The organism is Bacillus sp. FSL M8-0071 (genome assembly GCF_037975455.1).
Lineage (GTDB): Bacteria > Bacillota > Bacilli > Bacillales > Bacillaceae > Bacillus > Bacillus subtilis.
The window spans coordinates 2,510,941-2,529,695 of sequence record NZ_CP150256.1; the positions used below are offsets into that span (position 1 = coordinate 2,510,941).

The 18,755-nt window shown below is 36.9% G+C and carries 16 protein-coding genes and 10 pseudogenes; 11 read left to right on the forward strand and 15 right to left on the reverse strand.

The window, feature by feature from the left end; translation table 11 throughout:
- Positions 1-6 precede the first annotated feature (6 nt).
- The 3 genes and pseudogenes from MKX71_RS12850 to MKX71_RS12860 all read left to right on the forward strand — a co-directional run.
- Positions 7-357, forward strand: a pseudogene (locus tag MKX71_RS12850) (sigma-70 family RNA polymerase sigma factor); the annotation flags it as partial.
- Between the two features lie 139 nt (positions 358-496).
- On the forward strand, positions 497-967 hold the full coding sequence (locus tag MKX71_RS12855) for a MarR family transcriptional regulator (protein ID WP_033884465.1): 471 nt from the start codon (positions 497-499) through the stop codon (positions 965-967).
- A 150-nt stretch (positions 968-1,117) separates the two neighbouring features.
- Entirely contained in the window at positions 1,118-2,530 is a 1,413-nt protein-coding gene (locus MKX71_RS12860) for an MDR family MFS transporter (RefSeq protein ID WP_327842652.1), read from the forward strand.
- 186 nt (positions 2,531-2,716) lie between these two features.
- Here MKX71_RS12860 and spoIVCA read toward each other — a convergent pair whose 3' ends face one another.
- From spoIVCA to MKX71_RS12885, 5 genes and pseudogenes are all read right to left on the reverse strand, one after another.
- Entirely contained in the window at positions 2,717-4,177 is a 1,461-nt protein-coding gene (spoIVCA, locus tag MKX71_RS12865) for a site-specific DNA recombinase SpoIVCA (RefSeq protein ID WP_277737219.1), read from the reverse strand.
- Positions 4,135-4,313, reverse strand: a pseudogene (locus MKX71_RS12870) (hypothetical protein). Before MKX71_RS12870 ends, spoIVCA begins: the two are co-directional and overlap by 43 nt.
- A 657-nt stretch (positions 4,314-4,970) precedes the next feature.
- A complete protein-coding gene (locus MKX71_RS12875; RefSeq protein ID WP_032726210.1) occupies positions 4,971-6,068 on the reverse strand; it encodes a glycosyl hydrolase in 1,098 nt (365 codons plus the stop codon).
- 501 nt (positions 6,069-6,569) lie between these two features.
- Positions 6,570-6,659 (reverse strand): annotated as a pseudogene (locus tag MKX71_RS12880) (hypothetical protein); the annotation flags it as partial.
- Positions 6,660-6,903: 244 nt separating this feature from the next.
- The gene (locus tag MKX71_RS12885) at positions 6,904-8,034 is read right to left on the reverse strand and encodes a hypothetical protein (protein WP_032726212.1); all 1,131 of its coding nucleotides are present in this window, start codon (positions 8,032-8,034) and stop codon (positions 6,904-6,906) included.
- A 185-nt stretch (positions 8,035-8,219) separates the two neighbouring features.
- Here MKX71_RS12885 and MKX71_RS12890 point away from each other — a divergent pair, with 185 nt between their 5' ends.
- From MKX71_RS12890 to MKX71_RS12910, 5 genes are all read left to right on the forward strand, one after another.
- Positions 8,220-10,112: a T7SS effector LXG polymorphic toxin gene (locus tag MKX71_RS12890; RefSeq protein WP_069322769.1), complete on the forward strand. Its 1,893-nt coding sequence runs from the start codon at positions 8,220-8,222 to the stop codon at positions 10,110-10,112.
- 21 nt (positions 10,113-10,133) lie between these two features.
- Positions 10,134-10,493, forward strand: a complete 360-nt coding sequence (cdiI, locus tag MKX71_RS12895) for a ribonuclease toxin immunity protein CdiI (protein ID WP_040082462.1) — start codon at positions 10,134-10,136, stop codon at positions 10,491-10,493.
- Positions 10,494-10,544: 51 nt separating this feature from the next.
- Complete coding sequence (locus tag MKX71_RS12900) at positions 10,545-10,880, forward strand: tRNA-Val4 (RefSeq protein ID WP_069322770.1); 336 nt, start codon at positions 10,545-10,547, stop codon at positions 10,878-10,880.
- A 60-nt stretch (positions 10,881-10,940) separates the two neighbouring features.
- Entirely contained in the window at positions 10,941-11,381 is a 441-nt protein-coding gene (locus MKX71_RS12905; protein ID WP_069322771.1) for an SMI1/KNR4 family protein, read from the forward strand.
- 98 nt (positions 11,382-11,479) lie between these two features.
- Positions 11,480-11,830, forward strand: coding sequence for an SMI1/KNR4 family protein (locus MKX71_RS12910; RefSeq protein WP_236823988.1), 351 nt, complete (start codon positions 11,480-11,482; stop codon positions 11,828-11,830).
- Between the two features lie 297 nt (positions 11,831-12,127).
- Here MKX71_RS12910 and MKX71_RS12915 read toward each other — a convergent pair whose 3' ends face one another.
- From MKX71_RS12915 to terS, 6 genes and pseudogenes are all read right to left on the reverse strand, one after another.
- On the reverse strand, positions 12,128-12,673 hold the full coding sequence (locus MKX71_RS12915; protein WP_069322772.1) for an SMI1/KNR4 family protein: 546 nt from the start codon (positions 12,671-12,673) through the stop codon (positions 12,128-12,130).
- Between the two features lie 19 nt (positions 12,674-12,692).
- Positions 12,693-13,685, reverse strand: a complete 993-nt coding sequence (locus MKX71_RS12920) for an HNH endonuclease signature motif containing protein (protein ID WP_339231182.1) — start codon at positions 13,683-13,685, stop codon at positions 12,693-12,695.
- Between the two features lie 132 nt (positions 13,686-13,817).
- Positions 13,818-14,625, reverse strand: a pseudogene (locus MKX71_RS12925) (N-acetylmuramoyl-L-alanine amidase).
- Positions 14,626-14,669: 44 nt separating this feature from the next.
- Positions 14,670-14,810 (reverse strand): annotated as a pseudogene (locus tag MKX71_RS12930) (phage holin family protein); the annotation flags it as partial.
- Between the two features lie 26 nt (positions 14,811-14,836).
- Positions 14,837-15,022 (reverse strand): annotated as a pseudogene (locus MKX71_RS12935) (phage terminase large subunit); the annotation flags it as partial.
- Positions 15,019-15,803: pseudogene (gene terS / locus MKX71_RS12940) on the reverse strand (phage terminase small subunit). The pseudogenes terS and MKX71_RS12935, both read right to left, overlap by 4 nt.
- Before the next feature lie 182 nt (positions 15,804-15,985).
- On the opposite strand from terS, the gene MKX71_RS12945 reads away from it, so the two are divergent.
- Both MKX71_RS12945 and MKX71_RS12950 read left to right on the forward strand, forming a co-directional pair.
- Complete coding sequence (locus MKX71_RS12945; protein ID WP_073991391.1) at positions 15,986-16,072, forward strand: YjcZ family sporulation protein; 87 nt, start codon at positions 15,986-15,988, stop codon at positions 16,070-16,072.
- Between the two features lie 40 nt (positions 16,073-16,112).
- Positions 16,113-16,205 carry a YjcZ family sporulation protein gene (locus MKX71_RS12950; RefSeq protein ID WP_088326573.1) on the forward strand — a complete coding sequence of 31 codons (93 nt, stop codon included), beginning with the start codon at positions 16,113-16,115 and terminating at the stop codon, positions 16,203-16,205.
- Between the two features lie 187 nt (positions 16,206-16,392).
- On the opposite strand, the gene MKX71_RS12955 is transcribed toward MKX71_RS12950, so the two are convergent.
- Positions 16,393-16,608 (reverse strand): CotD family spore coat protein, encoded by a 216-nt coding sequence (locus tag MKX71_RS12955; protein WP_273796126.1) that lies wholly within the window; start codon positions 16,606-16,608, stop codon positions 16,393-16,395.
- Between the two features lie 557 nt (positions 16,609-17,165).
- Positions 17,166-17,575 (reverse strand): annotated as a pseudogene (locus MKX71_RS12960) (sigma factor-like helix-turn-helix DNA-binding protein).
- Between the two features lie 297 nt (positions 17,576-17,872).
- Between MKX71_RS12960 and MKX71_RS12965 the strand changes: the two are divergent.
- Complete coding sequence (locus MKX71_RS12965) at positions 17,873-18,139, forward strand: hypothetical protein (protein ID WP_029318115.1); 267 nt, start codon at positions 17,873-17,875, stop codon at positions 18,137-18,139.
- Between the two features lie 104 nt (positions 18,140-18,243).
- On the opposite strand, the pseudogene MKX71_RS12970 reads toward MKX71_RS12965, so the two are convergent.
- Together MKX71_RS12970 and MKX71_RS12975 are read right to left on the reverse strand one after the other, a co-directional pair.
- Positions 18,244-18,427, reverse strand: a pseudogene (locus MKX71_RS12970) (hypothetical protein); the annotation flags it as partial.
- 71 nt (positions 18,428-18,498) lie between these two features.
- A pseudogene (locus tag MKX71_RS12975) lies at positions 18,499-18,705 on the reverse strand (XtrA/YqaO family protein).
- Positions 18,706-18,755 lie beyond the last annotated feature (50 nt).

Here is an 18,755-nt window from a genome sequence, read left to right on the forward strand (position 1 = left end):
GTGACGATGGTGACAGGTGTTTTCGCAGCGCTCGGCTTTGTTGTTAAAGAGCTTGTCTTTTTAGTATCTTACGTGAAAAACAATGCCTTTCCACAACCGCTCTCAAGCAGCGAGGAAAAAAAATACTTAGAGCTCATGGCTAAAGGGGATGAACATGCCAGAAACATGCTGATTGAGCATAATCTTCGCTTGGTCGCCCATATTGTGAAAAAATTTGAAAATACAGGTGAGGATGCAGAGGACTTAATCTCCATCGGAACGATCGGGCTGATAAAAGGAATTGAAAGCTATTCCGCTGGTAAAGGGACAAAGCTGGCGACGTATGCTGCGAGGTGTATTGAAAATGAGATTGTAATTACAAAAGGGGGGTGCATACTCCTCTTTAATACGTTTACATATATTCGGTGATCTCTTCTCCTCTCTTGGTTTATTATTGAAACGGAAACAAAAATCCATTACACTATTGCTGATGCACCAACGGGTGGGAGGACTCGCCATGAACAAAAAAGAACTGCTCCTAATGAATTTCAGGGATTTGTTTAACAAGATGGCTTGGCTTAATAAGCCAAAGATGGAAGTCTGTCTTAAAGGGTATAAGCCTTCTGAAGTACATTGTATAGAATCCATTGAACATGGAAATACTAATGTGACAAAACTGGCTGAGTCCCTTTATATGACGAGGGGCGCCATAAGTAAAATGACTAAAAAGCTCATAGAAAAAGGCTTAATCGAGAGCTACCAGAAGCCAGATAACAAGAAAGAAATTCATTTTAGGCTTACCGAGCAAGGGAAAGAAATTTATAAAATCCATGATAAACTGCACAAAGAGTTTCTAGAGCGTGATAAGGCAGTATTTGAACAGGTAACCGAGGAACAATTTGATTTTATGATTAACTTTGCGGAAAAGTATAATAGACATTTGGATGCAGAAATAAAAAAACATGGTGTTGATATTAAGTCGGAATAAATTTAAATAATGAAAATGTAACCACAGGCAGCCAACTCTATTGAGTTTCGGCTGCCTTTTTATTACCGTTATTTTGTTGACGAGGAAACAAAATTATGTTATTTTTTGTTGACCAGGAAACAAAAATACAACTTTTGAGAGGAGAATAATATGTTAAAAGGCAAAGTAAAGGAACCAGGATTACCAAAAGAAATCCTCATGGCTGCCTGGGCTATTGCACTTGGAGCAATTGCCCCAATGCTTGACTCAACTATGGTGAACATTGCCATCGACAAATTAAATAAGGATTTCAGTACGACGTTGGATACCATTCAATGGTCCATTACAGGTTATGTTTTAGCTCTTGCTATTGCAGTTCCAGTATCCGGATGGCTTATGAACAAATTTAATGGAAAGAAAATCTTAATCGGCGCAGTCATTGCCTTTGGTGTAACTTCTGTTTTTGCTGGAATTAGTTGGGATGTTTCTAGCTTTATCTTATTCCGTTTGCTTCAAGGATTTAGCGCTGGGATTATTACTCCACTTATGTCAACACTCTTGGTTAAAACAGCAGGTCCAGAGAATATAGGAAAAGTTATGGCTATCGTCAGCACACCTATGATTTTGGGCCCAATCTTAGGACCTGTAATCGGGGGCTTCATCGTTCAAGCTACATCATGGCATTGGATTTTCTTCATCAACGTGTTCATCGTTTTGATTGCTGCACCACTGATGATGAAAACTCTTCCAAACTTTGAGCCATTCAACAAAGATAGCAAACTTGATATTTTTGGAATTATCAATCTATCCTTAATGAGTGCAGCAATGATATACGGAATTACAAAAGCAGCAGACCATGCATCATTTAACAATAGCGAAACAATCCTATGGGTGGGCTTCGGCCTCGCTTTAGCTTTAATTTACATCGTATATAATCGAATCAGAAAAAATCAAACCGTACTCCCTATAAATTTGTTTGCACACAAAAACTTCTTAACATCCAGCGTCGGGTTATTATTAGCGAATATTGCCGTCATGGGACCCATGTTAATACTTCCATTGTTCTTTCAAAACTTCCGTCATTTCACGGCAATCGAAGCTGCGCTTGCATTAATCCCTCAAGGAGTTGGGATGCTCGTTACTCGGCCAATGATTGGAAAAATGATTGATAAGATCGGTGCAAAATACGTGGTTATGGTCAGTCTTGTTCTTTCGCTTATCGGATCTTTTCCACTTATCTTTATCACCGATAAAACAAGTATGATGTGGATTTCTATCATATTATTCATCCGCGGGACCAGTTTTGGAGGAATTATGCTTCCGTTAACAAGTGATGCTTATACAGGACTTGACAGCAAACAACTTCCAGAAGCAGGTGTCGGTATTAATATTATTGAAAACCTTGGTTCAAGTTTTGGTTCAGCTGTTATCGCAACTGTTGTCGCAACTACTATACAAGGATTGCAACCAACGATTGCGAATGACTTAAAAGGTTACCATGCCGGATTCTTAGTATCCGCCATTGTCCTTGCGGTAATCTTCATCCCAAGTCTATTTCTCACACATAAAAAGCATCCACAATAAAGAAATCTGCACTTGAATACTCGACTGCCGAATGGTTTGTTTGGATAAATGTTGATACATGTAATGTGCACCAGTTTCATAAGCCCATTTAGAAAGGCGCTTACTAATTTGATTGGCTATCTGTTTTCTTCGATGTCTGGATCTACTTCAGAGGTTTTAATTACAAAAAGAGGGCAATAACCCTCTTTAATACGTTTCAATATATATAGTGTCAGAATCCACAACGGTAACTTCTTTCACGATAAAGTTAACAATTGTTTTTTTATCATCAAGGGTTAAATTATCTGCACCGATTGATTGAAAATAGTCTATAGCTCTTTTTAGAGCATTTTCACTTGAGCTTGTATCATCCAGGACTTTCATTTTTGATTGAATTTCGTTACACTTTTCAGTAAGCTGGTTTTGTTTTTTTTGCAGCTCAATAATTTGTGCTTTGATTTCATCAATATCTAAATCATCGTCATCGCTTAGGCTGATTAGCGTTAAAAGACGCTTGCGGCCTTTTTTTGTTTTCTCTATCTCTTTTTGAATGAGTTCTAATTCATCAGACAGGTGATTTGATTGTTCAATCTCTTTAAAAGAAGCATACTTTTGGGGATTTGTGATGAATTTAAAAATTTCATCCCATACATGCCGGTTTAATTTATTCTCAGACATTTCTTTTCCGCAGCCGCGATCCTTTGCGCCAGAATAATTTTTCCGGCAAGTATATACATAGTAGTCTTTACCATGTGATTTTCTTTTCTTCCCTGTCATGGTATTTCCGCATTTTCCGCATCTAACCAAACCCGATAACAAGTAATTGTGAGGGCTGATACTCAAGTGTTTTCTTTTACTTTGACCTAAGAGTTCTTGAGCATAATCCCATTGTTCGGCTGGGATTATTGCTGGAATTGAAACAGTGATTTGCTCTGCTTCAGGTCTTATTTTAATTATAGATTTGTTTCCTGCCTGTTTTGAAACATAGGAACCCTCTGTATCATATTTATACTGCTTATGTTCACCCTTATAAGAAGAGTTCATTAATATCTGTCTAACAACCTGCCTGTGCCATACTTTGGCGCCTTTTTTTGTTTTAACCCCCATCTGAGTTAAATGTAGAGCAATACCATTTACTCTGCCGAAAAAAGGGCTTTTATGATCGGTGAAGTAATTGAAAATCATCCGAATAATTTTTGCTTCCTCTTCAAATATCTCAAGAGTTCTTTTCTCTTTAACAAATTTATAGCCATATAGCTTGGAATCTTTAATGATCATGCCTTTTTTCATTTTTTGAAGTCGGCCGCTTGATGTCCGTTCTTTGATTTTGGCTTTTTCAAATTCTGAGATTGCCCCCCGCATTGCGAAAAACAATTGACCCTCTGGAGAATTGGCGTATTCTCCATTAACAAAAATCAAGGGTATATTTCGCTTTCGGAGTTCATCATCAATGATAAGCTGATTCATTAATTTCCGAGAAAGACGGTCAGGATCGTAACAAATAACTTGACTTATAAGTCCTTTACTCGCATCCTCCCTCAAGCGATTCAAAGCCGGACGTTCTAAAAGCTCTCCTGAAAATCCTTCATCGGCATACTTCAGCACATCCTTAGTCCCTGCTTTCTTTATACAGGCCTCGATCTGGCTGTCGATGCTCGATCCCTTGATCGCTTGCTCCTCGGTCGATACCCTTACATATATTGCTATCACCCTGGATCTCCTTCCTATAAAGTTTTATTAAATAATGATAGCAATCGTTAATGCATTTGTCAGCTTGCGGTCCCTCGATGATTATTACCTTCATAAAATGCATCACCCCTTGGGTAATGCTATGTAATAACTGTTTGTCCTAATGAGGTGATTTTTAAGAGTTGAAAACAAATAAAAACAACGATAGTTTGAAACCATCGTTGTTTTCTAGAGTTTTTACTAAACCCACTAGGTCTCTATAAAGTGGGAGTGTATATTCAGTTACAAATGTCTGTTATTTCAAGCATTTAAAGTCAAGCATTTAAAGTCAATCATTTTGAGTTCAAGGTATAAGCAGGTCTTCAAAAATACATCATATAATAAAGGAAGGTACAATACCCTTCCTCTTTATGCACAAACTCGATCTGCAGCTATTTTGAAACCACCATTTGATCTTCATCTAAGAAGGAGTTTTTTATTAAGTAACCCTCAAAACCACTTAATTCCCTGCCTGTAAATTTTTCATTGAAACCAAAAAGTTATTGCGGTCTCACCGAAAATTTATCAACATCACGACAATCCTTTTATAAACAAAAAAAGAGGAGCAAACTCATGTCTGCTCCTTAACGTTTTTCTTTGCACAACGTCTAGTATCTTCTTTTGGAAACCATAACGTCAATTTCTTCTATGATGAGATGAATTTTTCTGTAAGAAATTCAGCAAGTGTTACTCAACGACATGAAGAAATTGTTTATGTCCTTTGTCATTTCAGTTATTCAACTATTGGTGTAAGTGAACTACCACTCCACACTTCGCCCTTATTCAGTGTCCAACTGTCATTATAGAGATTAGAGGCACCTTGATTAGCCACAGGGCTCCAATCCTCATCCCAAGCTAAGAAATAGATGGTTTTAGGATATTTTTGTTTAACTGCATTGATAAATTGTGAATAATCCAGGCTGCCATTTTTTGTTTGCGGACCAACTTCTGTAAAAGCAAATGGCTTATCCAGAGCCGTTAACTCGTCATATCCTTTAATCGAATAAGCATCTGAGAAATATGCATCTAATCCCACAATGTCAACATATGATGAGCCAGGATAAAAATCTATCTTAAAATCTCTGTTAGCGTCTGGTGCATATACCCAAATCAGGTTGTCCAAACCTCTTGTATCAGTCATATAATGATAGATTTTTTGATAAAGTTGTTTGTAAAGTGAGATGCGCTGGCTGTCTTTTTTGTTATATTCGGTTAGTCCCCACCAAAACCATTCTCCATTCATTTCATGAAGAGGCCTGAATAGAACAGGTACACCTTCATTTTTTAACTGATCAAGGCCATCTGCAACTTTGCTCAGAACAGCCTCTAATCGCTTACCCTCTGTAGTTGATGAGTCTAAGATTTTTTCATACTCACTGTTTGAAATATGGGAAGCATTTTTCCCAAAAGTACTGGATGCAGGATTAGCTAGATGTAAGCTAATCTGTGGTATTCCACCACTTTTCCAATATGAGATTAAGTCACTGTTGCAACTATAGTCGATCGTCTCAGTAATATCAGAAATATAGGGCTTCTCCAACCATCCACTGGAATAGTCACAACCATAAATTGCGGGTAACTGGCCTGTAGCATTCTTAATTCGGTTGGCTTCTTTCATGGAAAACGAAGCATTTGTGAATCCGCCGAATGCACCTGACAGTATGCGATTTTCAGATCGGTTTGGTAGATGAGCTAGCCAATTCATCAACTCTTTCGTTGTCGCCTGAGCATTAGGATTCACAGGGTTGACTGTATGAGCAGATGCTGTCTGTGAAAAAGCTGAAATGATTATTGAAGAAAGTAATATAAAAATACTAATTTTTTTAAACATACATATTCTCCATCTTCTTTGTTTTTAGGATTACTAATCATTAATTCTCTTAAGATTAATTCACTAACAATTTAATCTATCTTTCTCCTAGTAGTTTATGATTCTCCTTTCAGTTTTAAATTAAGAGAGTTTTCCTTCGAGATATTACATTACCCATTATAAATCTCCATTTTTTGGGCATTAACTATATTAAACCTAAAACTACCTTCTTACATCAGACAGTTTTCCTGTTTTTATATATGCCTAACAGTCTATAAAATAAACTTTTTCTTTTGTATTGAATTCTTTTTTCCTATTTATCTGGTTTGTTTATTATCGATATAAAGAGGTGAACCATTTTTTCACTCTCTTTTTTCCTTTCTTCGAAACGATTTTTAAAATAAATGTTTGAAATACTCCCCAATAGTCACCAACAATAGAGCTCAACAATACTTTTGCGACTTGATGACGATTCCGCAACAATCCTTTTATAAACAGAAAAAAGAGGAGCAAACACATGGTTTACTCCTCTAACTTAGTTGCTTTACCTTTTGCTTCTGCATATTCTGGTGTTTTCTTTGACAGCCCAACCTGTCTGTCACTTTCCCCGTTTACCTAGCATATAATCAAGCTCCTTAATACGAAGCTAAAAAGTTATTGCGGTCTCACCGAAAATTTAAATTGCGGTGCCCTATTGCCTTTTTCTCTCCGCAAAAATAAGGTTATTATACCTATCAGTTTTCATGTCTGATTTCGGTCAGAAAGTTGATGATATGCTTCACTGTGCTCTACAGTAAAATTAGTAACGAGTCCTAAACTTAAAGTAACTACAGTAAGAGTAATGATTACGCCCTTTTTAAAATTCATACAGGCATTCTCCCCTCTGAATTTGTTTTTGCGTTTCAAGCATTTTTTGATGATAAACATATGATGTTTCAAATTCCTTTGATTTTGCAAAAACTTCAGCCGTATCAATTGCGATATCTTCCACATACGCATAATTCTTATTTCTTTCTAAGTAATCAATCGTTTTTTTGATTCCCGCTTGATCTACTGCATTAATATAAAGTGCTTCCAAATACTTTTGCAGGGACACAAAAAGTTTATCACCTTGGGATATTGCAGCGGATAAACCTTTTTTACTCATTTTTATTGCTTCACTTGTTTTCCCTTGCTTAAAAAGGAATTTAGCGTACGTAAACAGGGAATGTGGTAAATTGCTCAACTTAGCATCTTCTGATACCTTGGCAGCCTTATTTAAGAAATGATCTGCTTTATCATTTATTCCTAAATCTGCGTAATTCTTTCCGAGATTGTAGTAAGCCGAGCTAAGCAGCCTTTCATTGCGCTCTAATTGTTTGGACAACTCTAAGGCTTTTTCAAGGTGCGGCAAGCTTTTCTCGAAATGTTTAAAATCAACGTAATTTCCAGATATCACGAAATGACATTGTATTTTTCGCACTTTATAAAGTTCATATTGATTATAAATGTCCATCGCTTGTTTAACATGGTGCATCGAGATATGATTTTGCTTCATAATATAGTAAGCTTCAGCCAACTTAAAATGAAATTCCGCCTTCTCAATATCATCATTAACATGAGTAAGGTGTTTTTCTGCTTCTCGATAAAAACCAATTGCTTTGACATATTCCCTCTTATCAAACTCATACATTCCACGAAAAAACAGAGAGTAGTAAGACAACAGACCAGTTATCCCCTTATTGGATGCTTCTATTTTTTCAAGCAGTTCATCAATAGTTGGTCTGATTCTTGTTGTAACTGGTTCCAAATAATCTAACATGAGCTGATGACGGAATTTCATTAGGGAGAAGTAAATGAGTAAATACTCATCTTCCTCCATCCGTTGGATTTCTTGCTCCACCTCTGCCTTTAAAATCTCTGCATCCGGAACACTAAATTGACGTATCATTTTATACCATTCATTGATCTTTACGCCAACTTCTGACGATGATAAAACCGGATTCACAGGACCCCTCCTTTTATGTCTTTTTATGTAATATTCTAACATTTCCAAAAAGTGTTCGGACCGCAAAAAAACCGCAAACTTTTTATTCGCTATCTTTGATACGATCAATCAAGTTAATTTTAGGTTCGTTTCTTCTTTCTCCCATGGTAATATTTTGATATATGATTAAATGAAAGGGTATGATTATGAAAGTCTTTGAAGCTAAAACACTTATGTCTGAAGCTACAGACCGCGCCAAAGAATATAAAGAACTAAGGACGCAAATGGTCAACTTGAGAAAAGCTTTACAAAGCGTCGCTGAACTTGACGACAGCGAATTCTCAGGTAAAGGCGCTAATAACATTAAAGCATTCTATCACGATCATGTTGGTGTCACTGATCAATGGATCGACTACATTGACATGAAAATCGCATTCTTTAACAGCATTGCCGGAGCTGTCGAGGACAAGGGCCTCTCAGATGCTTATATTGAAGAGTCTTTTTTAGAACATGAACTGGCTAACGCCCATAAAAAATCAAAGTCCATCATGTCTGAACAGAAAAAAGCCATGAAAGATATCCTAAACGACATTGACGACATCCTTCCGCTCGACTTGTTTTCAACAGAAAACTTCAAGAATGAGCTTGCAGATGCCAATGACAAACGCAAAAAAACCATTGAAAAACTAGGTGACCTTGACGAAGATTTACTGACAGAATATGCCCTGTCAGAGCCAAATGAACAATTCATCAAGTCAGATTTCCAAAAGCTCCAAGAAGCAACAGGCAAAGGCAAAAACGCTACGCCCATCCACTACAACGCTAAGGCGTACCGTGAGAGTGACATACATAAGAAAAAAGGCGATATTGAAAAGCGTACAGAAGCTTATTTGACGATTAAGAAAGAGGAAGCGAAGGAACGCGAGATAAAAGACTTAAAGAAAAAGCTTGCGAATGGTGTCTCAGATCCGGATGAGTATTTAGAAATTGCGAAGAAGATCGGGTATGAGAACCTTGAACCTGCACAGTTACAGTATGTGGTGCAGCTAGAACAAGCAAAACAGCTGAAGTCCGTCGGTGAAAGTGTAATCAATGCGGGTAAAACGGCATTGGATATCATCGATGGGGTTAATGATGGGCTTAACGATGCGATTGATGATACGATATATGGCATCAAGGACTTGGTTGTAGGCGCATGGGAATTTTCACAGCTCCCTATGGAACTAAAACTTGCAAAAACAATCACAACAGTCTTAAGTGTCCCCTCCTACCCTAAAATAATTTGGACAAACATCGTCGATTCATGGAATGATAAAATGATAAATGGCGATGCATACACAAGAGCACATTATATCAGTTATGCGGTCGGTAATATCGTTGGTCCAAAAGGTGCAGGTGCTGCAGTGCAAACCACTATTAAGCTCTCAAAAGTGGGTAAAGTGGTTGAAGGTGGAACAGCCGCTTCTCATGTGAATAAAGGAATTACAAAAGGAAACAACCCTATTAATCCCTTTTTTAAAAACAGATATGAACCTGCACTTGTAGGAATTGCACAAGATATTGAGAATACTCATAACGTTAAAAACACACCACTGTTAAAAAGTATAATTGAAGAAGAAAAAAATAATGCTTTTCACAAAATAAATGTTACTTTTAGGCAAGGATATGATACCCATTTAGTTGAGGTAGAAGATATAGTTAGAAAGAAAAATAAAGGAATTGTCGGCGGTCACAATCTACAGAATTTTGAAAAGGCATTTATTGATAAAGGTTGGGATTTAGAGAGTTGTATAATTTCAAAAAGAGAACACCCCACAATTGATGGTATCTATGAAATTGAATATGGTTTACCTGCATTAGATAGAGAAGGAAATATCAAACCTGGAGAACTAAAAAAAGTCCGTACTCCAAAGACAGTTTATGATCCCGAGAAGATCTCAAACGAACAAATGTTGCAGTGGGGAGAAGAAGCAATGAAAAATGGAGAAGTAGTCGGGAGAAAAGTAACTGGATACGCTAAAAATGGTCTCAAGTTTGAAGGTTATATTGATGAAGCTACTGGAGAAATAACAAATTTTTTCCCTACCTTAAATGATTAAATAATTCGGAGTGAAAGTGAAATGGATAATAAAAACAAAGACTTAATCAACTATTTTTTTCAAGTTATGGGTGATGAACGTTTTTTACGCATTTTAGAGAAATTCTCCAACGGAGAGGGTTATGGAATAGAGAATGTCTGGTGTGTATTTGCTGATGACTACGAAGAGTGGGAAGAAGATTATTTTGGAGATGAGGGTATAGCTTTTTATTTCGATTACCCAGCAGTCGAGGAAGATGAAGAAGTCATATTAGATTACGAAAATTTCTATAAATATTTAAATGAATTTGTTAGGGAATATGTAGAACGACACCCAGAAAATAAACCCGAGGTAGAGAACTACATGAAAAGAATTAAGGAAAAGTATGATATTAAGGTATAAATAAAACTTCATATCCGTTATATAAATAATAATCTTTAAGGGAAATAACATATGAAATATCCATACAAATTTGAAGAAGATCCATTTGGTGATGTAGGAATAGTATTGCCAGAAGAAATCAGTATTTTCTCTGTTTTCATTGAAAACATCGCTACAGAAGAACAAGCCAACGAGTATATAGATTACATTGAGAAGGTTTCAGAAGGGATATATGAAGATTTTGAGATTGAGTTAAATGCTACAAGTGTGCTCATCAAGAAAGATGTGACAATTGTTGAAAACTCTTTTAGGGTAGAAGAACCCTATGAAAACTCAATTGAAACCGATCAATTTAGAGAATTGCTATTAATATGGCGAGATAAGATTCCAGATATATTTAAAGGTTGAATAAAATTAAAACCCTTCTTACATAAAGAAGGGTTTTACATATCGAGGCGGAGATACCATATGGTTGAATGGGATTTCGGAGAGCATCCTGTTAGTAACGAGGAAATTATTGAAGTAGAAAACCTGTTACAAGTAAAGTTCCCAAAAGATTATTTAGAATATGTCAAAATCTATTCTGGCGCTACCCCCTCTCCTGAAACTTTTGATCTTGAAGATAGGGAAAAAATTGCATTCGGATACTTACATAGCTTCCATAAAGAAAGTGAGTCATATATAGTTAACGTTTCTAATCGTTATCGAGACGGCAGAATGCCAGATAAAGTAATACCGATTGCTGATGACGTGTTTGGCAATGAAATCTGCTTCGATTTTAGAAAAAGACTCAGTAGTCCTTCTATTGTATTTTGGGATCATGAAATGGCATTTGAAGATCCTGAAAGAGCTTTAAGTCCTGTATGTGATTCTTTTACAGAGTTGGTTAATAAACTATACGAGGAATAAACAGATAAAGCCTTTCCCCTTCTATTTGAAGAGAAAGGCTCTTTTTATTTAATACAAGGGATAACTTTGTCCGGTATATGACTAGTGGGAGGTAACCAATGCAAAGTATTAAATGGAGAAAACGACGCACTTTTCAAGAGGCGACAAACAGTCAGATCGAAGAGGTAGAAGAGAAATTAAAAATCAAGTTCCCGACAGATTACAAAGAATTCATTAAAGACCATAATGGATGTTCCCCTATAGATAAAAAGGTTGTTTTATTCCAAGATTCTCGAGAATCAATCAACAATTTACTGAGCATAGGAGATCCTACTCGACCAATTGATCTCCTTAGTACCATTGATAATGTTAAAGACCGGTTAGTTGATAAGATCATACCTTTTGCTACAGATGCAGGGGGAAACCTCTTTTGTTTTGATTACAGAATGTCTGCTCTCAAGAACCCGTAATTGTTTTTTGGGATCATGAGATAGCTTATGAAGATAAGGAAAGTTCCATTAGCTATGTTTGTGATTCATTTACAGAGTTGATTAATAAACTATACGAGGGATAAACGGATAAAGCCTTTCCCCTTCTTTTTGAGGAGAAAGGCTCTTTATATTTAAGCAAGGGATAACTTTGTCCGGCAATGTATACTCCATATTAAATATGCAGAAAGCCTTCTCATAACGAGAAGGCTTTCTTACACAAATACCGTCAATATGTTCTGGTCATTAGTGTTTAACTAGACGTTTTTTGAAATTTCTTTAATTTGTTCTATAATAATTTTCAGCTGAATACAGATTCCATTTCCAAAAATTCGCTCCTTGCGAAACAATATACCTGTCTACAAAGAGCTCGAAATTCAAGTTCAGAAATTCATACTCCGTTTGATTAAGTAACCATAAATAGTTTGGATCTGTTGATGCCTTTGTTTTATCGATTAACAAATAACAGCCATCTAATAAATGAGCGACAGGAATAAAGGTTGGCTTCAATAAAGCTATTGTCTGCATACTCTCATATATCTCTTTTAAACTTAAAATGTGAAGTCCGCCACCAACATTACTGCCATAAATCATTACATCATATATTCTGGCGCCGTTATGTGTTTTCAAAAATACTCTATAATCTTCTGGAAGAGTAACGTTTAGCTTCTTTTCAAATTCCGTTATTTCTTGATCTGTAGCTCTTGCAAAAAATTGACATTCCACTTCGCTGAGGGTCCCTTCTTTACCTAAGATTTTCATTTGCCCTCTTTCATCAAGTAATTCTTTTAAACCTTCCAGTGTTTTTTCAATAAAAACAGCCATATCGACACCTCACATAAAATTAATATCTAGCCCACCACGGATTTAAAAGCTGCTGATGCATAGTCCTTGGTAAAGGGTACAAGTTATTAAAGCTATTGTTCCCCCCACGTTCTCTAGGGATAACATGGTGAATATCTATTGCGGACCAGTCCCATTTAGGATTTCCGTATGTGTCTATATATTTCTTTATATAGGCCCCACGATCCTTGCTGCTATCCCAATCAACTCTATCTTTTTCAGGCACTTTAGGCAAGTCTGCTCTACTCGGTAGTGGAAGCATTTTGTTGTTATGATGATTGATAATCGCTGGATAGATCTCACCAATCTTATTAGCTAAAGTAGGAGCTAATTGTCCAGTAGATGTATCAGGGAGTGAACCTTTCCATCCAGCCACTGTAGTGTGTCTAGAAATATAAAATTTAGTTGATTTTACACTATATGACTTAGAATATGATTTACCAACTTTTATATTAGCACCTAAAAACTCTCTACTGTGAATAAAAACCCTTTGATATTTCCCGGAATACGTATTACTTGCATAAAGATCATTTGACGCTTCTATAACAACCGGCTTTTCGCCGACTATATTTTTTATTGCGATTTTTGTCGTGATTGTTTTTTTATTGGGGTCATAAGTTGTAAGGTAAGACATTGTAACCAGACTAGGTGTTTTTGCTGAGGTTTTTGCATTGTTATCTTTTATATCAACAACGGGAACGTTCACTACATTATTTTCTTGTTTTACAAGGGGATTATTATAGTTTATTTCACTTTTAATATTGTTATTGAACAGTTGTTTAGATTTTTGAATGACAGAAGATCTATCACTTCTGTTTAAGCTTTCGGTCTCTCCATTTTTATTGACCTTCAAAACCTCTTGTTCTTCATATGTAATTGGTTTTTTAGCCTCTATGAGGTTTTCTGTAGTAGCCTTGGCCGGAACTGAGAAAATAGAGACAACTACTATTAAACTTAAAACAATGCTACAAAACAAGTTTTTTAAACCTTTCATATACATCCTCCTTTATTAAATTACGAGATTATAATACAAAATATTCCCTTTATATTCAATAATCTGTAAAAGTTTTTTGTGAAAATAGTATGAATATGAATGAAGCCCTCTCGTAAAGAGATGGGCTCTTTTTCACTTCAATGATGCTTCAATTTTTGCTCTAGTCTTAGGTCCATAAATTCCATCAGCAGAAAGCCCATGCATCAACTGAAATCGTTTAACCGCGTTCGCCATAATAGCCGTCAATGCCGTTGTTTTTCGCTCCTTTATCCGGGTAGAAGTATAGTGCAGCCAGTGCTTTTTGAATTTGTGTTACCTTTTCTCCTTTCATCATTGGGCTCTTCACTTTAAAAATACCGGAAGGCAGCGCATATGACGTTTTCTTGCTGCTTAATTTTGTTGTTTTCTTTTTAGCTGTACATGTTTTACTTGTGCTTGTTTTCCCACCTAGCGCTTTTAATTCTTTTTCAATGGCAACCTTAACTTGATTCCATCTTCCCTCTGACAAAATACGGTGCGGGCAATACTTACCATTCCAGTCTTGATGTTTACGAACTCGATCAACACCCCATCCGCGTTCTTTAAGCAGCTGCGCCACAAACTTGATGGCCAGCTTTTCAGCAGCGTAGTATTTAGCACCTCCCGACTTGCTATAACAAATTTCGACACCAATCGACTTACGATTGCCTGTACCGTTTGTTCCATCTCCTGTGTGCCAAGCGTTACGATTCGTTGGAATTCCTTGAATGACTTGTTTATCGTCTACTGCAAAGTGAAAACTCGTTGAGCTAGAGTTATTCTTCATGTAAGAAATCTCATTGGCTGCTGAAGCATCATTCGCAGTGTTATGGATAGTGATATACTCAGCTTTCATTGGGTTAGGACATTTCAATCCATATTTTGATTTAGAAACTAAATTCTTTACAACTTTGATGGCCATATATCCTCTCTCCTTCTGTCTGTGTAATAAAAAAAGCCACTGGCTTAGCCAGCAGCTCTGTCAGCGTTATTCTTACTCTGTTCTTTTTCGTTCTCCATTGTTTGTAATCGATCTGTTATTGTTGATGGGACTTTAACACCGATCTGTGCTAAGTTTTCAGTTATTGACAATCCTTCATTAGCGACAGCTTCCTGACGCACGTAGGTAAAATATCCCTATGTGTGTCGTACACCTCTCTGATAACAAGTGCAGTTCGTTTTTCTTGAAGCAATTTCAGTACAATTTTGAGTGCCACATGATAGCTTTTGGATGATCCATAACCACCCACAAGAAACTGAAACTTTTGATTCCAATCAAAGAGAAATTCTTTAAAATGTGGGTTTACTTGTTTAATCATTTATCATCACCTTTGTTCACAATGGTGATTTCAAAAGGTTTATCTTCTTCTGTAAGTTCTTCAATCTATAATTTTTTCTTGTTGATATTTAAACGCATATGCTCCAATTTAAGGCGTCGTTCGTCTTCCGAATGGGCTAATTCATCAAATTGTTTAATTAAGTTCCTGAGCTTTGTCATAGCCCGAGATTGAGCATTTAAGAATGTGGCATGACGATCCCAAGAAAATTGGAATTCGTATTCTTCCTCTTCGACTTCGTTTGGCTCAGATAGGATAGTCTTTTTCTTTTTCAGTTCCTTAATCATTTCCTGGAAACGAACATGATTTTTTGCGCTCTTATAATTGCGGCATATTGAATCTGAATTTGGTCCCATATCATATCAACAGGGGATCGCTCCTGTATTCCTTCCATGATCGATAGCGTTTCTTCTGGCAGGAACTTAGAGAAGAATCCATGAGTCACAGCGTTTTGATTTCTCAGTGGAGCTGCACCACCTTTATTTCCTAATGCATTTTTATTTCCAAGCGGTGCTCTTCCTCCCTTATTTCCTTTTGCATTTTTGTTCCCTTTAGGTGCGCCTCGACGCAAAAGAGCGCTCCCTTTCGATTTAGGAGCGCTCCCTTTTATTTTTTCTTCCCATTTATCGTTTGCTTTCCATTTTCGGACAGTGCTACTTGTTACGTTTAATTGCTCAGCAATGTCTTTTAACTTCTTACTCCCGCCGCTCTCTTCCCACAAACGAAAAGCTTTGTCTCTGCGTGGATCTCGTGGTCTTGGCATTACATCTTACCCACCTCCGGATCTCATGTTTGAGTTTGTGTTTGTTTTAATAGTTTTTTTCTGATGTGTCTACTACTGCACCTTTAGACAAAATATTCATTTTTTCTTATTTAGACTTAAATCTATGTCGAAAATTATTGTTTGACATATCTTATACTAACTCCACTAAAAGAGGTGATAATATGTCAAATGGTTACAATAGCTCCTTCGTGTTAGTTGTGGTGTTGTTCATCCTGTTAATCATTGTGGGTGCTTCATTCCTTTATTAGTCTTGAAATATTTTAATCTACTATTAAAGGAGGTAACTATATGGGATACTCGAATGGTTATGGTAGCACTTTCGCATTAATCGTAGTGCTATTCATTCTATTAATCATTGTTGGTGCTGCATTCCTTTATTAGTCTTTAGGCACTTTAATCCAAAGCGGCCTTTTGAATTTCACCTCCCTGTACGAAGACGCCATAAGAAGTTTTTATGGCGTTTTGCAATGTTATTAACAATATCCTTAAATTGTAAAAATAGGATAGACAATAAAAAGAGAGGCCACTTTAAAACCTCTCTTTTTTAATTAATTGTTTTCGGAAATCCTTAACAACAAGGTTTTCCGCAATACTTATGATGCTCAGTGACAGGATCGTAACTTGAGTAACTATGCGGAAAGTAATGAACATGCTCATAATGTTGATGATTCACGCTAGTTGTATGTTGCGGATGAATGTGAGGAACAATTGTATTTGAGAACGTATGATGTTCACAACACTTAGTCGGATGCACAATTGGAGGTAAAATTTTGAAATGATGCATATTTTCTTCTCCCTTCATTATTTTTTATCTGTTATAAACTATGTTCAGAAGCATCTACTAGTACTATTACAACCACCTATTTACCGCTCCATGAGGATTTAGCAAACAAAACCATGCACATCACAACAAAAGCTGTATAGATTACTTATTAGAGCAACTCTCCACATAAATACCCCATCGCTCTGCCCCACGTTTCTCCAACTCTTTATGATCAACGTGGGGTTTTATTATGAAAAGCGCTCCTCAATATGAATAGAACCCATTTTTCTTGGAAATAATCCTCCTACGAACGAATGCACCCGTTATTAGTGAATTCGCTCTAAAAGCCTCGTTTGATAGAGCACATTCAATCCTTATCATCATCAAACATGAGGCTTTATTTTGTTTTTGTCGGGAATATTAATTTTTACGCAATACTGCTGGTGTTTTATCACCCGAATTAACTGTATAAAACCTCCCAGTTGAGTTGATCCTCGCTTATCGCTGGGGGGTTTTCTCATTCCATGAATGTAGTGGTGACGCAGGAATAATCCGCCGCGCCGATCCTGCCTCCCATTTTACACCACAGATTTTTTCAGATTCAACAAGCGCTCAAAGTGGCAATCTTGGCATAAATGGCTGATGAACTCATCTTTCATTTTGCGTACAGTTTCCCTTGAAATGCCAAGATGAAGACCTATTGCACGATAACTCATCCCCTCCATCATGCAATCATAAATAACTTTGTGCTGCTCCCCTTTGATCTTTTCTGCCCCCAACTCAACCGCATAGACTCGTTCTTCATAATACTTAAGACGTTTGAAAAGACGTTCCTCTCTCATTCCATTTGCCGCAATTCTGCCTGACTCTTCCCGGGACTTCCTTTTGGCATAGCTGATTCTAATCCATATTGTGCAACACTCCAATTCTTCATGGGAATTACTGAACCATAGAGTACCTTTTGCAAACGACGAACCTCTTTCACCATCCAGTGATTAGAGTTTCAATTTCTTTTTGATTCATGATTGTATCCCCCTTTTTCAAATAAAAAACGAACACCAAACAAACAGCGTAAATGCTGTAAGTTCAGTGTCCGCAGGTTTTCCGTCTTGGACAATATTACCTCCTCATCGCCCATGCTGTGCCCCCTTTTCGGGGTACAGGCATTCGGGCAGATTTCTTTATTTCAACTAAGTTCACAAAACATTAACAAAAAATAACTTGGATATTTCTGGATAGCATGAGATAATACAGTTGTATTAAAAAAACAAAGGGAGTGTTTAAAATGAAATTGAAAAAAGTGTTAACTGGTTCAGCTTTATCACTTGCTTTACTTGTTTCAGCAGCTCCTGCATTTGCAACCACTTCTTCGACCACAAACACAACTACCGAGGCAAACGCACTAAAAACTTGTATAGTAGAACAATTCGGTCCTTATAATTCAAGAAATGAAATACCTAACGTCTATGATGACGGCGTTTATAAGTGGTATCTGAAAGGTGTTACCTCTTGGAGTGGGATATGGTATGGAAATTATGAACGTTGTTACTAATATATGTTACTAATATATAGGGGGAGATAGCTCCCCCTTTTTTTATTCCAGCCTTCTTTTAAATTATGCCACTTCTCGAATTCTTGCAATGCCTTTATCCCCCATCCCGGCAGGACTGCAATCGCAAATAATAAAACCGCAGCGATAGCACCAAGGAGCCAATCGTTTGTCCTATCACACTTTGCAATAATTGTTTCATCACCGATCTTTTTTCTCTACCTTCGGCACGAGTATCGCTATGTAATCCGGATGCACTTTCAAATATTCCGCCTCCTGCTCAACTGTCATCTTTCGTGGATGTCACTAAATTTCCTATAATTTATCCATACCGTTCCTCCCCCCGCAGTGGAAAGCCACTGCTATTTGATTTTGTAACCTATCTCATGATCAACTCGCGCAAAACTGCCCTTTACAGTTTGAATCACTGTTTTCCCGTGCTCCGGAGCATCTTAGACATGGGCTGTACCTTGATTTCCATATAAAACAATGATTTGAACTCTCCCTGGGTCAATCTTCTGCTGAATAGTTAAGTCTTTTTTGATGTTTATTTCTCTTGGATTGTACACTCAAAGGTCCCCCCTGTGTTTTGATAGAAGTACCAGTTCCCTATCGAGAA

What these genes read in the sequence shown, in the direction of transcription:
- MKX71_RS12855 (WP_033884465.1), top strand. Translation starts at nt 497, where the DNA reads ATGAACAAAAAAGAACTGCTCCTAATGAATTTCAGGGATTTGTTTAAC.
- MKX71_RS12860 (WP_327842652.1), top strand. Translation starts at nt 1,118, where the DNA reads ATGTTAAAAGGCAAAGTAAAGGAACCAGGATTACCAAAAGAAATCCTC.
- MKX71_RS12875 (WP_032726210.1), bottom strand. Translation starts at nt 6,068, where the DNA reads ATGTTTAAAAAAATTAGTATTTTTATATTACTTTCTTCAATAATCATT.
- MKX71_RS12890 (WP_069322769.1), top strand. Translation starts at nt 8,220, where the DNA reads ATGAAAGTCTTTGAAGCTAAAACACTTATGTCTGAAGCTACAGACCGC.
- cdiI (WP_040082462.1), top strand. Translation starts at nt 10,134, where the DNA reads ATGGATAATAAAAACAAAGACTTAATCAACTATTTTTTTCAAGTTATG.
- MKX71_RS12900 (WP_069322770.1), top strand. Translation starts at nt 10,545, where the DNA reads ATGAAATATCCATACAAATTTGAAGAAGATCCATTTGGTGATGTAGGA.
- MKX71_RS12905 (WP_069322771.1), top strand. Translation starts at nt 10,941, where the DNA reads ATGGTTGAATGGGATTTCGGAGAGCATCCTGTTAGTAACGAGGAAATT.
- MKX71_RS12910 (WP_236823988.1), top strand. Translation starts at nt 11,480, where the DNA reads ATGCAAAGTATTAAATGGAGAAAACGACGCACTTTTCAAGAGGCGACA.
- MKX71_RS12915 (WP_069322772.1), bottom strand. Translation starts at nt 12,673, where the DNA reads ATGGCTGTTTTTATTGAAAAAACACTGGAAGGTTTAAAAGAATTACTT.
- MKX71_RS12920 (WP_339231182.1), bottom strand. Translation starts at nt 13,685, where the DNA reads ATGAAAGGTTTAAAAAACTTGTTTTGTAGCATTGTTTTAAGTTTAATA.
- MKX71_RS12945 (WP_073991391.1), top strand. Translation starts at nt 15,986, where the DNA reads ATGTCAAATGGTTACAATAGCTCCTTCGTGTTAGTTGTGGTGTTGTTC.
- MKX71_RS12950 (WP_088326573.1), top strand. Translation starts at nt 16,113, where the DNA reads ATGGGATACTCGAATGGTTATGGTAGCACTTTCGCATTAATCGTAGTG.
- MKX71_RS12955 (WP_273796126.1), bottom strand. Translation starts at nt 16,608, where the DNA reads ATGCATCATTTCAAAATTTTACCTCCAATTGTGCATCCGACTAAGTGT.
- MKX71_RS12965 (WP_029318115.1), top strand. Translation starts at nt 17,873, where the DNA reads ATGAAATTGAAAAAAGTGTTAACTGGTTCAGCTTTATCACTTGCTTTA.